Here is a 12944-nt window from a genome sequence, read left to right as displayed (position 1 = left end):
GGTGGCATGCTGGGCGGACCTGCCCAGCCCTGCCGGTCGAGGCCGTGGCGGCGGACCTCCTCCCTCCGCCACGGCCATCAAACGGTCACGACCCGCTGTCGCCCTCCTCCGAGAACGTCGCGAGATGGGCGATCACGTCGGCGCGCGCCCATGGCGTTGAGGACGTCCGAATAGGTGTAGCCCTCGACGCTGGCGATCTGGCGGTCGATCACCCCGTTCAGGATCGGGCCGACCTTGTTCTTCGCGTCGGCGCCCACGTCGTGGCAGGCCATGCACTTGCGAAAGACCTTTTCGCCGGCCGCGGCGTCTCCTGCCATCGCATGGCTTTCGGCCACGGCCAAAGCTGGCATCGTGGCGAGAAGGGTGGCTGCTGCGAGGTGTCTGATCATCGTGGTCGGCTTCCCGTCGGTTCGGTTTCAGTAAAGGCGATCGGCGTGCCAGGCGACGTGGTCGCCGGCGAACGAGTTCACGAAGAAGTAGGAATGGTCGTAGCCCTTCTGCATCCGGAACGTGCCGGCCTGCCTGCGCCGCGCCAGCATCTCGGCCAGCGCGTCGGGCCGGAGCAGGTCGAGGAACTGGTCCGCGCCGCCCTGGTCGACAAGGATGTCGCCCTTCCAGCCCTTGTCTTCGAGCAGCATGGTCGCGTCGTGATCCGCCCAGCTGGCCTCGTCATCGCCGAGATAGGCGCTGAACTGCTTGCGGCCCCAGTCGCTTTTCGTCGGGTTGCCGATCGGCGCGAAGGCCGAGACCGAGTCGAACTGGTCCGGGTTGCGCATCGCCAGCGTCAGCGCGCCGTGCCCGCCCATCGAATGGCCGGTGATGCCGTGGCGCCCGTCCACCTTGAACTCGGCCGTCACCACGTCGCGCAACTCGTTCAGGATGTAGTCGTACATCCGGTAATGCGGCCGCCACGGACTGCGGGTGGCGTTGACGTAGAAGCCCGCGCCCTGCCCCACGTCGTAGGCCTCGTCGTTGGCCACGCCCTCGCCGCGCGGGCTGGTGTCGGGAAAGACCACCGCCAGCCCGTGCATGGCCGCATGTTCCTGCAGGCCCGCCTTCGTCATCGCGTTCTCGTGCGTGCAGGTCAGGCCCGACAGGTACCACAGCACCGGCACCGGGCCCTCCTCGGCCTGCGGCGGCAGATAGACCGCAAAGGTCATCTCGCATCCGCAGGTGTTGGAGTCGTGGGTGTAGACACCCTGAACGCCGCCGAAGCTGCGATTTTCGGAAACGATGTCCATCACCGTTCCTCAGAATTCCACGACGGCACGGATCGACTTGCCCTCGTGCATGAGGTCGAATCCCTCGTTGATCTGGTCCAGCGTCAGCTTGTGCGTGATCATCGGGTCGATCTCGACCTTGCCGTCCATGTACCAGTCCACGAATTTCGGCACGTCGGTGCGGCCCTTGGCGCCGCCGAAGGCCGTGCCCTTCCAGACCCGGCCCGTCACCAGCTGGAACGGCCGGGTGCTGATCTCGGCCCCGGCCGGAGCGACGCCGATGATCACCGAAACGCCCCAGCCGCGGTGCGAGCATTCCAGCGCGTCGCGCATGACCTGCACGTTGCCCGTGGCGTCGAAGGAATAGTCCACGCCGCCGATGTGATCGATGCCGCGCTGGGTCAGCTTGACGATCTCCTGGACCGTGTTCTCGACCTTCGAGGGGTTCACGAAATGCGTCATGCCGAACTTGCGCGCCATGTCTTCCTTGGCGTCGTTCAGGTCGACGCCGATGATCATGTCCGCGCCCGCCATGCGCAGGCCCTGGATCACGTTCAGGCCGATGCCCCCCAGCCCGAAGACCGCCGCGGTCGAGCCGATCTCGACCCCGGCGGTGTTGATCACCGCGCCGATGCCGGTGGTCACGCCGCAGCCGATGTAGCAGATCTTGTCGAAGGGCGCGTCGTCGCGGACCTTGGCCAGCGCGATCTCGGGCAGCACGGTGTGGTTGGAGAAGGTCGAGCAGCCCATGTAGTGATGGATCGGCGTCCCGTCGAGCATGCTGAAGCGGGTCGTCCCGTCGGGCATCAGGCCCTTGCCCTGCGTGTTGCGGATCGCGGTGCAGAGGTTGGTCTTGCCGGACAGGCAGGAATAGCACTCGCGGCATTCCGGCGTATAAAGCGGGATCACGTGGTCGCCGGGCTTGAGCGTGGTGACGCCCTCGCCGATCTCGACGACGACGCCCGCGCCCTCGTGGCCCAGGATCGCCGGGAAGATGCCCTCGGGGTCGGCGCCCGAACGGGTGAATTCGTCGGTGTGGCAGATGCCGGTCGCCTTGATCTCGACCAGCACCTCGCCCGCCTTCGGCCCGTCCAGGTTCACGTCCATGATTTCAAGCGGCTTTCCGGCCTCGAGTGCCACGGCTGCACGAGTGCGCATGTCTGTCCTTTCTTCAGTCTTCGCCAGCCTTTCCCGGCCGGCGCCTCTTTCGGGGAAGTATGGTGGACCGGGGTATACCCGGACAATGCAGACTATAGTTTGCATCCCGCGGCGTAGACAGTCGCCGGGGCGTCGGGCATCCTTTCGCCCGACGGAGGAGACCACCATGAAGACGCGCGAAATGGCGGCCGCCGCGCTGCTTTGGCTTGCTTTGCCGGGCATGGCCCTGTCCGCCGATTTTCCGACCCCACGTGGCCCTGCATCCAGCGCAAGGTGGAAAGGCTTTCGATTGGCCTGATGTGGCCGCACCCAATCCCCGAGAAAGTGCCCGCCGACGCTGCGCTGAGCGACGCGATAGAGGAGCTCGCCGGCAAGCTGGCGGTCCGCCGGATCGAACCCGAGGCTCTGGCGCCCGACATCGCCGCCTTCGCCGAGACGCATGGCGGCGACGCCGCGACTATGGGCCTGGTCTTCGAAGGCGTCTTCGACAGGCTGTCGCGCCGCCGCACGCGGATCATAGACGGCATCGCCGAATTCTCGACCAGCCAGATCGGCGTCGCCGCGCAGATCGAGGCTGCGCGCCAGGACATGGTTGTCGAGATGGAGAAGGACGATCCGGACTTCGACAAGGTCGACGACCTCGAGGAACAGATCGACTGGGACCAGACGATCTATTCCGACCGCCAGCAATCCATCACCTACCTGTGCGAGACGCCGACCCTTCTGGAAAAGCGGATCTACGCCATCGCGCAGCTGCTTCAGGCCGAGATCGACGAAGGCGGATCACTCCCATTCCAGCTCGGTATAGGCGACGGTCGCGTTGCGCGGGTTGTAGGCGTCGAAAAGCTGCCAGTGCGGCCGCTCGCTTTCGGCGATGTGTGTGACCGCGTCGCCTAGGCGCTCGCCCGCCGCGATCGCCGCGCGCGTGTCGCTGGCCAGCGTCTTGAGATAGCGCGCCAGCGGCTCGGCCCCCTCGGGCCAGGGCAGAGCCGCCGCGCCATGACCGGGCACCACCCGCTGGACGTCCTGCGCCTGCAACTCCTCCAGCACCGCCTGCCAGCCGCGCAGACTGCCGTCGAGCGCGGGCGTGTGGGCGTCGAACACCAAGTCCCGGCGAACAGCGTGCCTGTCTGCCGGTCGAACACGGTCAGGTCGGTGCCGGTATGCGCGGCGGGCCAGGCGCGCAGGTCAAGCACGCGGTTACCAAGGTCGATCAGGTCTTCGCCGTCCACCGTCCGCGTGATCCCCGGCGCGCGGGTCGCCAGCAGAGCCTGGGGCCCGATCAGGCGGCCGAGGCTTTCGAGATAGTTCCCTTGCCGCTCGGCCAGCGCGCGCGGCAGCCGCGCGTGACCGACCACGTCCGCCCCCGCCATCTCGAAGACGCTCGCGCCGAAGACGTGGTCGGGGTGCATGTGCGTCAGGATCACGTGGCTGACGGGCAGGTCCGTCAGGTTGCGAATCGCGCGCCAGGCTGCCTCGCCCATCCACCGGGCCGAGCCGCTGTCGATGACCGCGACCGAGGCGCCGCCGATCACGAGCCCGAGATTGGCCACGTCACCGCGATTCCGTCCGTCCGGCTCCTCCACAAAGCCCCGGTGCACGTGAACGCCCTCAGCAACCGCCACCATCGGCAGCGCCTCGGCCGCCGGTCGGCAATGCGGCGCGGCGGCCACACGCAACGCGACGAATGCCGTCAGATCAGGGAATTGCCGGTCAAGCGCCGTCTCGCACGACGCCCTGTCCGACGCCTCGTAGCCCGGCAGAAGCACATCCCGGCATGGGCCGTCCGCCCCGGTCAGACACAGCACGATGATCGCCTCGAACATCCCATTTCTCCTGCTGCCAGCGTGCCAGAGACGGCGGCCAAGGCCACACCGACTTTATGCGAGGTATCCGCACGCGTTCCGCCATGGCACCATCCCCGCACCCCACGCAGGAGGAGACGGCATGGCCCGCACGCTCGTACTCGCAGGGGCGCTTGCCCTGCTGAACGCACCGGCCTTCGCGGACGGGACAGTCGAGAACCCGTTGACCGAAAGCGCCACGTGGCAATCGCTGGAGTTCGACGTGATCGGCGACCGGGCGCTGTCGGACGCGGACAGCCCGTTGGCGCTCGACGCGCCCTACCGCGCGAACGACGCCGCCACCGTGCCGATCATCCTGCGCCAGGTCGACCCTTCCGCCCGAATCGAGAAGGCGACCATCGTCATCGACGAGAACCCCGCCCCCGTGGCGGCCGAACTGACGTTCGCCGAGGCGATGGCACCGATCGATTTCGAATTGCGCGTCCGGGTGAACCAGTATTCGAACGTCCGCGTCATCGCCGACACTCCCGACGGGCTGTTCATGTCGGGCCGCTTCGTCAAGGCGTCGGGCGGGTGTTCGGCCCCGGCGAGGCGCGACCCGCAGGTGGCACTGGCGAACATGGGGCAGATGAAGCTGCGCGTGTTCGGCGAGGCGCAGATGTCCACGCCGCGGCCCGAGGCGCAGATCATGCTGCGGCATCCGAACTATTCCGGGCTGCAGCGCGACCAGATCACGCAGCTTTTCATCCCGGCGCATTTCATCGATCACTTGGAAGTCTGGCAGGGCGACGACCGCCTGTTCACGATGGAGGGCGGCATCTCGATCTCGGAGAACCCGGTCTTCCGTTTCGCCTACGACGACAACGGCGCGCCCACGCTGACGGTCAGGGCCACGAATACCGACGGCAACCGGTTCGAGCAGGTCCTTTCCGAGGATGTCCAAGGATAACCGAAGCAGGGCTGATCCAGAAGCAGACCAGCTCGGCCTCGGCCTGCGCGCGACGCAGGTCGGCGACGAGGGTCTCGGCGGCGACTGCGCTGTTGAAGACGGCCATCCGTTCGCCCCCGACGCGCCGCATCGAAAGCACGGTCTCGGCCTCGAGATACTGCACGTAGGGCAGGATCGACGCGATCTCGTCGATCGAGCAACTGCACCGGATCAGAACCTCGCGGCTGTTGCCGTTGGTCGCCATGCAGCCAAAGACGTAATCCGCCCGCGCCGCGGTCGGATAGTCGTTGTAGCGCTGCGCCGCGTCCTGCGCCTGCGCCGCGCAGGGTAACGCCAGCAAAAGCGCAGCTGCCGCAAACCGCGTCATTGCGCCTCCTCCTGCAGAGACTCGAACGTGATGGCCGAGCGGTAGACCGGCGCGTCCTCACCCGGCGCTTCGGCGACGAGGCTGAGATACCAGCCGGGCACCTCTTCCGACATGGTCACCGTCAGGGCGAGATCGCCGAAACCTTGCATCCGGTCGGCATTCGGATCGCCGTGGAAGGGGTGCAGGGTGATCGTGCGGGTCTCGACCGTCCGGCCATCGACCGCCGCCTCTCCCTCGACGATGTCGGATGGCTGGACCAACGCATCCTTCACGCGGTTGCGGATGTAGAACGGGCTTCCGCCCGCCGCTTCGGCCATGTCCCGCACCACGGATTCGTAGAAATACATGATCATCGGATTGCCGACGCTGGCCGGAAAGCTGCCGAGGCCGCGGTACTTGTCGTCCTGCCGGAACCGGAGATCGGCCATCGGCGCGTCACCTTCCCGGATGTCCAGCACCACGCTGCCGGTATCGCGCTCTGCCGCTTCAGGCTTGAGCCGGCTCTCGACCTCGCGCCGATAGACCAGCGCCTGATCCATGGGAACCGCGTCCAGCGTGCCCCCCGCGGAACAGCAGATCGTAGGTTTCCTCACCGCTCGCCGCCAAGGCGGGCAGCGGGGTCGCCAGGCACAGCGCGACAGCCGTCGCAGTCAGAGCGTTTCGCATTGAATGGTTCCTCCCTCAGTCGACTCTAGGGACTCGATCCCCGGTGTCACCGTCGACTTTCGGCGCAATCGCTGCGGCACTTTCGCTGAGCTTCCACTCGATCAGGGGCCGCAGGCGCGACAGCCGGACGGGCTTGGTCATCACCACGAAATCCTCTTCGCTGCCGGCGCGCAGCAGGGCCTCGCGGCGGTCCGCCGTGATCATGATGGCGGGCACGTGCGTGTGCGTCGCGGCGCGGATGCGCCGGATCGCGTCAAGGCCGGTGTCGCCGTTGTCGAGCTGGTAGTCGACCAGCACGATGTCCGGCGGCATGCTTATGTCGCGCACGTGGCGCAACGCCTCGTCGGTGGATCTCGCTGCCAGCACCGCCGCCCCCCAGGCCTGAAGCGTCTGCGTCGTCGCGAAGAGCACGTCCTCGTCGTTCTCGACCACCATCGCGATATGTTCCGCCAGGAAATTGCCGGAAACCGTCGGCGGCTGCAGGTCGTCCCTGGCAGGTTCGGCGCGGCCGACGGTTTCAAATTCGATGCAGAAGACGGATCCGACGCCGATTTCCGAGGACATCCACAGGCGATGACCCAGGTGCCGGCAAGTGCGCTCGACGATCGACAGACCCAGTCCAACCCCCGATCCGGCCGGCACGTTCCCGGCGCGGGCGAATTCGTCGAAGATGCGACTCTGGTCGGCTTCGCCGATGCCGATCCCGGTGTCCCAGACCTGCAGCACGACCCGGTCTTCGCTGCGGCGGCAGCCCAGCAACACGCGCCCGCCCGGTCGCGAATACTGGATCGCGTTCACGACAAGGTTCTGAACAGAACGACGCAGATAGACCGGGTCAGAGCGCACCTCGGCCATGCAGGGCACCATCCGCAGATCGACACCCCTTTCCTGCGCCAGCGGCATCTGATCCTCGAACACCGTCTGCATGACGTGCCCGAGGCAAAGCACCGCCGGGTTGACCGCGTCCTGCTCGGCGCTGTCGAGCCGCGAGATGTCCAGCAGCGCGCGCAGTAGCTGCTCCATCGACGAGAACGCGCCTTTCAGCCGGTCGATCATCGGCGCGAAATCGGTTCCGTCGGCATTCTGCCGAAGCGTCGCGATCAGCAGTTTGGCGGCATTGATCGGCTGCAGCAGGTCGTGGCTCGCCGCCGCGAGGAACCGCGTCTTCGACGACACCGCCGCCTCGGCACGCTCTTTGGCAAGGCGCAGCTCTTCCTCGACGCGGGCCTTGGCCTCGTATTGCTGGGTCAGGCGCTCGTTGGTCCTGGTCAACTCCAGAGTGCGCTCCTTCACCCTGCCTTCCAGCGTCTCGGTTGCGCGGATCTCCAGCGTGATGTCCTTCAGCTCGATCAGGAAACCGCCGTCGGGCAGCATGTTGGCTTGCAGATCGAAGACCTCGCCTGAATGGTTGCGCACCTGGCGGCGCAGGTGTCCTTCCCGCGTCAGCTCGACGCGCCAGGCATCGACTTGCTGCAGCGGCCCTTCGGCGATGTAGCCCCTGCTGGAAAGCAACCGCAGAAGCTGGGTGAGCGTGATCCTCTTCTGCAGCGCGGTGAAGGAAAGCCCGGTCATCTGGCGGAACCGCTTGTTGTGGATGACCAGATCGCCCGCCGCGGAAAAGCTGCACATCCCCGAGGTCATGTTCTCGAACATCGCTTGGAGGTAGGCGGCCTGCTTGTCGATCAGGTGCTCCTTCTCGGAGCGGTTCCGCCGCACGATGGCGGTGATCTCGGTCAGCAGCAGGACCATGCTGTCGGGCGATGTGCGCTGCATCGCGACCTGGTACCAGCGGTCATCTGTCAGCTCGAGCACGGAGGACAGCGACGGTACGCCGTCTTCGACCGGCTCGATCCGCCGGTCGATGGACACGACGTGCCGGCTTTGGTTCACGAGGTCGACGTAATCGGACAGCGCGATGCCCTGCACCACGCGGCCTGAGATGTCGGGCAGCAGGTTCAGGAACAGGTCGTTGCAGACGTCCAGCTGCGCATTTGCGAACAGCGCGAAGCCTTCGCCCATCGCCGAAAGCGCCTGGTCGAGGTTCTTGCGCGTGCGTTCGCGCTCGACCCGCACGCTTTCCAGTTCGGTCGTCGCACGGGCCAGATCCCGGTCGCGGGCGGCGACCCGCGTCTGCAACTCCATCGCGGATTGAAACGCGCTGTAGGCGTTCTGACCAACGTCGTTCTCGCGCGTTGCCCGCCGAACTAGTGCCTCGATGATCTTGCCCTGCCGCGCGAGCTGGACCTCCATCGGTTCCGTTGGGTCGATCAGGCTCAATGCAACCGGCTCCTGTCGGGATCGAAGAAGGCGACGCCCACGAAGGTCTGGTTCATGTGCATCCCGCAATGCTGCTCGCCATACGTGTTGAAGCCGAAGACACGCCGTCTGCGGAATACCTCGCTGGCCGCGGCGCCAAGCTGTTTCTGTTCGATTTCCAGCCGGCGCAGGACACAGTCGAATCCCAGGATGAAATCCGGTTTCTCGCCCGCCGGGTCGCGCGCGTCGAGTTCGAAGTCCAGCGTCTCGATGATCGCCTTCCCGCGCCCCAGAACCATGACCAGTCCCTCGTCGATGGCGGCGAGGAAGGACAGCGTCTGTGCCTCGCGCACGTCGCTGACCGCGCGGACATAGTGGTTGCCGTTGTGGCGGACCAGCATCGGGTTCTCGGCGAAAACCTGGGGTGACAGGTCCTCGACCGCGCATCCGACCAGACGCGCGAATTCCTGCGCCGCAGAGGCGCCGTTGATCTCATGGACCAGGCGCTCTTCGGTATTGGCGGCGGTGATCACCAGCTCGCGCCCCTCCGGCAGGAAGTGGTCGAAGCTGAGCCCCTGGTAGCGCAGGTTCGTCTCGATCAGCAGCAACAGCGCGGCGTTGTCGTGGAAAGCGCCGTTCCGAAGGATGCGGGTGCGCCGGAAGTTCAGTCCGTCAGCGGCCGAGCCGCCGAAGACGGGAGTGCCCTCCAGCATCGTTTCCAGGACCGAGGCCAGAAGATCCTCCTGCTTGGACAGCCCGTCGGCAAAGACCAGGGCCAGTCGGCTCCAGCCCGCCGTATGCGTGAACCGCGTATTCGCCTCGCGCACCTGTTCCATGATCGCGGCGATCGACAGCGGCTTGAGCGGCTCGATGAGCGTCGACGCGCAGCGGAAGTGTTCCCGGCGGAAACCGATCAGCAGCAGCGCCTCGTTCTGGTAGCCGTCGGCCGTGATCTGCCCTGCCGTCGTGCACCCGAACACGGGCACTCCGTCCAGCTCACGGCCAAGCGCCCCGGCAAGCACATCGCAATCCAGACCGTCCGGAACGAAGGCCAGGACGAAGCAGACGTCCCCGGGATCGATCTGCGCACAGGCTTCGCGTGCGGCGGTCTCCGCGTCGCGCGAGAACGACTGCGCCACGCTCACATGGCGCGGGCAACCGTCGTCATATTCGGCATCGCGCATCGGCCTATCGTCTCAGGAAGCTGCGGGCTTCCGGCTCCTCCTCGCCGCCGAACGCCTCCTGGCGCGTGGCCTCGACCATCAGAGCGGCCTGGGTGCGGTTCCGCACGCCTAACCGCCGCAGCAACGCCGTGATGTGCGCCTTCACCGTGGCCTCGGCCAAGTCCAGCTCGTAGGCGATCTGCTTGTTCGGCTTACCGTCACAGATCAGCTGCATGACCTTCTGCTGCTGAGGCGTCAACGACGCCAGGTTCTGATGCACGTTTTCAGGTGCGCTGTCCTGAACACCGATCGGCGCCTTGCTCCGGTAGTCGCTCGGCACGTGCTTACGACCCTTGGCGATCTCGGCCAGCACGGTCTGGAGCTCCTCGACCGGCGCATCTTTCGGCAAGAACCCGGCACAGCCTTTCTGCATCAGCGCCTCGACCAGCGTTCGCGAGGTCAGGGACGATATCACCAGGATCGGCGTGTCCGGCACGCGGGCCCTGAGCGCGACGAAGCCGGAGATGCCGTTCACGTCGGGAAGCTTCAGATCGAACATGATCAGGTCCGGCTCGAATCCGGCATCCAGCGCCTCGATGGCGGCACCAAGAGAGCCGACCTTCTCGATCCGGCACGGACGGAACACGCCTTCCAGAGCACCCGCCAAGGCATCGCTGTAGAGCGGGTGATCGTCAACGATCAGGACGGACGAGATCGACTCGGTTGGCCCGTTCACCTTGAAATGTTGCATTTCAGTTCCTCCCCTGCGGGAAGGCTATCCAAGCTGGGATGTATTGCAACAGTGACGCATTACAGCCTCGGCCTGTCCTTGCCGCCCCGGGGCGCGGAACATCGTCCAAGGCGCGCGGGCGCGTACGACGCGGCGGCGCCTGCGGCCTTTGCGCAAGGCCGCGACTTCGGTCACAGCAACATCTTCGCCGGTCGTATACGGGTCCGCCCTCGGTCGCTCAGGCAGCGGCGGCTTTTTGCTTGGCCACATGCTTCGCGATCACGTCAATCAGCGGCGGCGAAAGGCAATCATAGGGTTCTAGCCCCAGCTCCGTCAGGCGACCGCGGATTTCATCCATCCGGGATGGCTCGACACGAGATTCGATGATCGAGGACACGAAGGCCGCGAAGGTCGGTGCCGCTCAGCCCTTTTGCGGGGACAGTTCGGTGTGCACGAAGTCGAGCCCGTGAAACGGATGGTTGGTGTCCTCGATCCGGCCCAGCATGTGCACGCCGCAATCCCGGCAGGCGTGACGCTGAATCGCGGCCGACGGATCCACGACGTGCAGCTTCTCGGCGTTTTCCTTCACATGGACCTTGTCGCGCGGGACGACCGCGATCTGGCTGAATATCGCGCCCTTCGGCTTCCAGCACTTGGTGCTGCCGCAGACGTGATTGTGCGCCGTCTGCGCATCGACCTCCACGACCACGGGGCTGCTGGTGCACTTGCACTTCAGCGTGCCGCCGCTGAAGCCGGGCTTTTTCGGCGGGATGCCGTTGTCCACCTGGGGGTGAATCTTGACATGCGTGTACTTCGGCGCAGCGGCCTTGCCTGCGTCGCTTCTGGAGAAGATGTCCAGTAGTCCCATGGTCGTTCCTCCCGTTGTCGGCGCCTCTTCCGCGTGGCGCCCGGGATCATTCTCCCAAGACGGCAGCGTTCCGACAATTCAGCGCTTAGTCTTAGGCGCCGCGAGCGCCGGGCGCTTTCCTTCCCCGCGCATCCCGTGCCAGGATACCTCCGAAAGTCGGCCCGGCGGCGGGCGCGCGCCGCTTGCATCCGGCACGCCCCCCCCTCCATCCTCGCCTTTGTTCCGTTCCAGATCCGAGCCCACCGATGCCCCCCGGCCTGCACGTGGAAAACCTCAAGTTCCGCCACGGTGCCAAGGAGGCGCTCAAGGGCGTTTCGTTCGACTTGGCGCCGGGGCGTTTCTGCGCATTGCTGGGGCCAAACGGAGCGGGAAAGTCGACGCTGGTCTCGCTGCTGACGCGGCTTCTGGTTTCGCCCGAGGGTCGCATCTCGGTCGCCGGGCACGCGACCTGCGCCGGGCCCCGCGCAAGGCGCTGGCCGATCTCGGCGTCGTCTTCCAGCAGCCGACGCTCGACCTCGACCTCAGCGTGCGCCAGAACCTGTCATACTTCGCGGCGCTGCACGGCCTGCCCCGCCGCGTGGTCCCGGCACAGATCGAGGCCGCGCTGGCCCGCCTCGACATGCTCGAACGCGCCGACGAGAAGGTTCGCGCGCTGAACGGCGGCCACCGCCGCCGGACCGAGCTGGCCCGCGCCCTGCTGCACAAGCCGCAGGTCCTGCTGCTGGACGAACCGACGGTCGGCCTCGACGCCGCCGCGCGCGCCGGCATCACCGCGCACGTTCACGACCTCGCCCGGAACGACGGGCTTTGCGTGCTGTGGGCGACGCACCTGACAGACGAGGTGCGCGACAGCGACCGCCTGCTCGTCCTGCATCGCGGAGAGATCCTGGCCGGCGGCGAAACCGGCGAGATCCGCGGCGACCAGCCCCTGTCGGACTGGTTCCTGAGCCGCACGGGAACGCCGGTATGACCTGGCTCGTGGCCCTGCGCGCCATCGTCGGCCGCGAATTCCTGCGCTTCGTCCACCAGCGCGAACGGTTCCTGTCGGCGCTCGTGCGGCCGCTCGTGTGGCTGCTGATCTTCGCCGCGGGCTTTCGCGCAGCGCTCGGCGTGTCGATCATCCCGCCCTACCAGACCTACATCACCTACGAGACCTACATCGTCCCCGGCCTCTGCGCGATGATCCTGCTGTTCAACGGGATGCAAAGCTCGCTCTCGCTGGTTTACGACCGCAACATGGGGTCGATGCGCCTGCTTCTGACCAGCCCGCTGCCGCGCTGGTGGCTGCTGTTCTCGCGGCTCGTTGCCTCTAGCGCGATCTCGGTGCTGCAGGTCTACGCCTTCCTCGGCATCGCGGCGCTGTTCGGCATCACCATGCCCGGCTGGGGCTACGTCGCCGTCCTGCCGGCGCTGTTCCTGGGCGGGATCATGCTGGGCGCGCTGGGGCTGGTGCTGTCCAGCTTCGTCAGCCAGCTCGAGAACTTCGCCGGGGTGATGAACTTCGTCATCTTCCCGATGTTCTTCCTCTCCTCGGCGCTCTACCCGCTGTGGAAGATGCGGGAAAGCTCGCCGCTCCTGCATGACCTCTGTGCGATCAACCCGTTCACCCACGTGGTCGAGCTGATCCGCTTCGCGCTCTACACCCGGTTCAACGCCGAGGCGCTGCTGTGGGTGCTGCTGGCGTCGGTCGTCTTCTCGCTCGTCGCGTTCTGGGGCTACGATCCGGCGCGCGGCCTCATGAAGCGCAAGGGCTGAGGCCGTG

The 12944-nt window shown here is 66.4% G+C and carries 12 protein-coding genes and 3 pseudogenes; 5 read left to right on the top strand and 10 right to left on the bottom strand.

What is annotated here, in order from left to right; genetic code table 11:
• Positions 1 to 77 precede the first annotated feature (77 nt).
• The 3 genes from BLW27_RS02260 to BLW27_RS02250 are packed head-to-tail and all read right to left on the bottom strand — an operon-like array spanning position 78 to position 2378.
• A complete protein-coding gene (locus tag BLW27_RS02260; protein ID WP_089878531.1) occupies positions 78 to 389 on the bottom strand; it encodes a c-type cytochrome in 312 nt (103 codons plus the stop codon).
• Between the two features lie 27 nt (positions 390 to 416).
• Positions 417 to 1241, bottom strand: a complete 825-nt coding sequence (gene fghA, locus BLW27_RS02255; protein ID WP_089878529.1) for an S-formylglutathione hydrolase — start codon at positions 1239 to 1241, stop codon at positions 417 to 419.
• Positions 1242 to 1250: 9 nt separating this feature from the next.
• On the bottom strand, positions 1251 to 2378 hold the full coding sequence (locus BLW27_RS02250) for an S-(hydroxymethyl)glutathione dehydrogenase/class III alcohol dehydrogenase (protein ID WP_089878527.1): 1128 nt from the start codon (positions 2376 to 2378) through the stop codon (positions 1251 to 1253).
• Between the two features lie 166 nt (positions 2379 to 2544).
• On the opposite strand from BLW27_RS02250, the gene BLW27_RS21905 reads away from it, so the two are divergent.
• Complete coding sequence (locus BLW27_RS21905; RefSeq protein ID WP_281242698.1) at positions 2545 to 2676, top strand: hypothetical protein; 132 nt, start codon at positions 2545 to 2547, stop codon at positions 2674 to 2676.
• On the top strand, positions 2676 to 3275 hold the full coding sequence (locus BLW27_RS02245; protein WP_177177796.1) for a hypothetical protein: 600 nt from the start codon (positions 2676 to 2678) through the stop codon (positions 3273 to 3275). Before BLW27_RS21905 ends, BLW27_RS02245 begins: the two co-directional genes overlap by 1 nt.
• On the opposite strand, the gene BLW27_RS02240 is transcribed toward BLW27_RS02245, so the two are convergent.
• Positions 3272 to 4204, bottom strand: coding sequence for an MBL fold metallo-hydrolase (locus BLW27_RS02240; RefSeq protein WP_245710744.1), 933 nt, complete (start codon positions 4202 to 4204; stop codon positions 3272 to 3274). The genes BLW27_RS02245 and BLW27_RS02240 overlap by 4 nt on opposite strands.
• 121 nt (positions 4205 to 4325) lie before the next feature.
• Between BLW27_RS02240 and BLW27_RS02235 the strand changes: the two genes are divergently transcribed.
• Positions 4326 to 5132 carry a quinoprotein dehydrogenase-associated SoxYZ-like carrier gene (locus BLW27_RS02235; RefSeq protein WP_089878525.1) on the top strand — a complete coding sequence of 269 codons (807 nt, stop codon included), beginning with the start codon at positions 4326 to 4328 and terminating at the stop codon, positions 5130 to 5132.
• Positions 5133 to 5151: 19 nt separating this feature from the next.
• Here BLW27_RS02235 and BLW27_RS02230 read toward each other — a convergent pair.
• The 6 genes and pseudogenes from BLW27_RS02230 to gfa form a co-directional block, all read right to left on the bottom strand.
• Positions 5152 to 5499, bottom strand: a pseudogene (locus tag BLW27_RS02230) (hypothetical protein); the annotation flags it as partial.
• A complete protein-coding gene (locus tag BLW27_RS02225) occupies positions 5496 to 6092 on the bottom strand; it encodes a hypothetical protein (RefSeq protein ID WP_245710743.1) in 597 nt (198 codons plus the stop codon). The gene BLW27_RS02225 and the pseudogene BLW27_RS02230, both read right to left, overlap by 4 nt.
• An 88-nt stretch (positions 6093 to 6180) precedes the next feature.
• Positions 6181 to 8442, bottom strand: coding sequence for an ATP-binding response regulator (locus tag BLW27_RS02220; RefSeq protein WP_089878524.1), 2262 nt, complete (start codon positions 8440 to 8442; stop codon positions 6181 to 6183).
• Positions 8439 to 9605 (bottom strand): FIST N-terminal domain-containing protein, encoded by a 1167-nt coding sequence (locus tag BLW27_RS02215; RefSeq protein ID WP_089878522.1) that lies wholly within the window; start codon positions 9603 to 9605, stop codon positions 8439 to 8441. Before BLW27_RS02215 ends, BLW27_RS02220 begins: the two co-directional genes overlap by 4 nt.
• 4 nt (positions 9606 to 9609) lie before the next feature.
• Positions 9610 to 10335 carry a LuxR C-terminal-related transcriptional regulator gene (locus tag BLW27_RS02210; RefSeq protein ID WP_089878520.1) on the bottom strand — a complete coding sequence of 242 codons (726 nt, stop codon included), beginning with the start codon at positions 10333 to 10335 and terminating at the stop codon, positions 9610 to 9612.
• A gap of 217 nt (positions 10336 to 10552) precedes the next feature.
• Positions 10553 to 11182, bottom strand: a pseudogene (gene gfa, locus BLW27_RS02205) (S-(hydroxymethyl)glutathione synthase).
• Between the two features lie 245 nt (positions 11183 to 11427).
• Here gfa and BLW27_RS02200 point away from each other — a divergent pair.
• Together BLW27_RS02200 and BLW27_RS02195 are read left to right on the top strand one after the other, a co-directional pair.
• A pseudogene (locus tag BLW27_RS02200) lies at positions 11428 to 12152 on the top strand (ABC transporter ATP-binding protein).
• Positions 12149 to 12937, top strand: coding sequence for an ABC transporter permease (locus BLW27_RS02195; protein ID WP_089878518.1), 789 nt, complete (start codon positions 12149 to 12151; stop codon positions 12935 to 12937). The pseudogene BLW27_RS02200 and the gene BLW27_RS02195 overlap by 4 nt, the downstream one beginning before the upstream one ends.
• Positions 12938 to 12944 lie beyond the last annotated feature (7 nt).

This window comes from Citreimonas salinaria (genome assembly GCF_900107235.1).
In the GTDB taxonomy this organism is placed as follows: Bacteria; Pseudomonadota; Alphaproteobacteria; order Rhodobacterales; family Rhodobacteraceae; genus Citreimonas; species Citreimonas salinaria.
This window is presented reverse-complemented; position numbering and strand designations above follow the sequence as displayed.

Coding starts and splice junctions, on each gene's coding strand:
- BLW27_RS02260 (WP_089878531.1), bottom strand. CDS start 389: ATGATCAGACACCTCGCAGCAGCCACCCTTCTCGCCACGATGCCAGCT.
- fghA (WP_089878529.1), bottom strand. CDS start 1,241: ATGGACATCGTTTCCGAAAATCGCAGCTTCGGCGGCGTTCAGGGTGTC.
- BLW27_RS02250 (WP_089878527.1), bottom strand. CDS start 2,378: ATGCGCACTCGTGCAGCCGTGGCACTCGAGGCCGGAAAGCCGCTTGAA.
- BLW27_RS21905 (WP_281242698.1), top strand. CDS start 2,545: ATGAAGACGCGCGAAATGGCGGCCGCCGCGCTGCTTTGGCTTGCTTTG.
- BLW27_RS02245 (WP_177177796.1), top strand. CDS start 2,676: ATGTGGCCGCACCCAATCCCCGAGAAAGTGCCCGCCGACGCTGCGCTG.
- BLW27_RS02240 (WP_245710744.1), bottom strand. CDS start 4,204: ATGTTCGAGGCGATCATCGTGCTGTGTCTGACCGGGGCGGACGGCCCA.
- BLW27_RS02235 (WP_089878525.1), top strand. CDS start 4,326: ATGGCCCGCACGCTCGTACTCGCAGGGGCGCTTGCCCTGCTGAACGCA.
- BLW27_RS02215 (WP_089878522.1), bottom strand. CDS start 9,605: ATGCGCGATGCCGAATATGACGACGGTTGCCCGCGCCATGTGAGCGTG.
- BLW27_RS02210 (WP_089878520.1), bottom strand. CDS start 10,335: ATGCAACATTTCAAGGTGAACGGGCCAACCGAGTCGATCTCGTCCGTC.
- BLW27_RS02195 (WP_089878518.1), top strand. CDS start 12,149: ATGACCTGGCTCGTGGCCCTGCGCGCCATCGTCGGCCGCGAATTCCTG.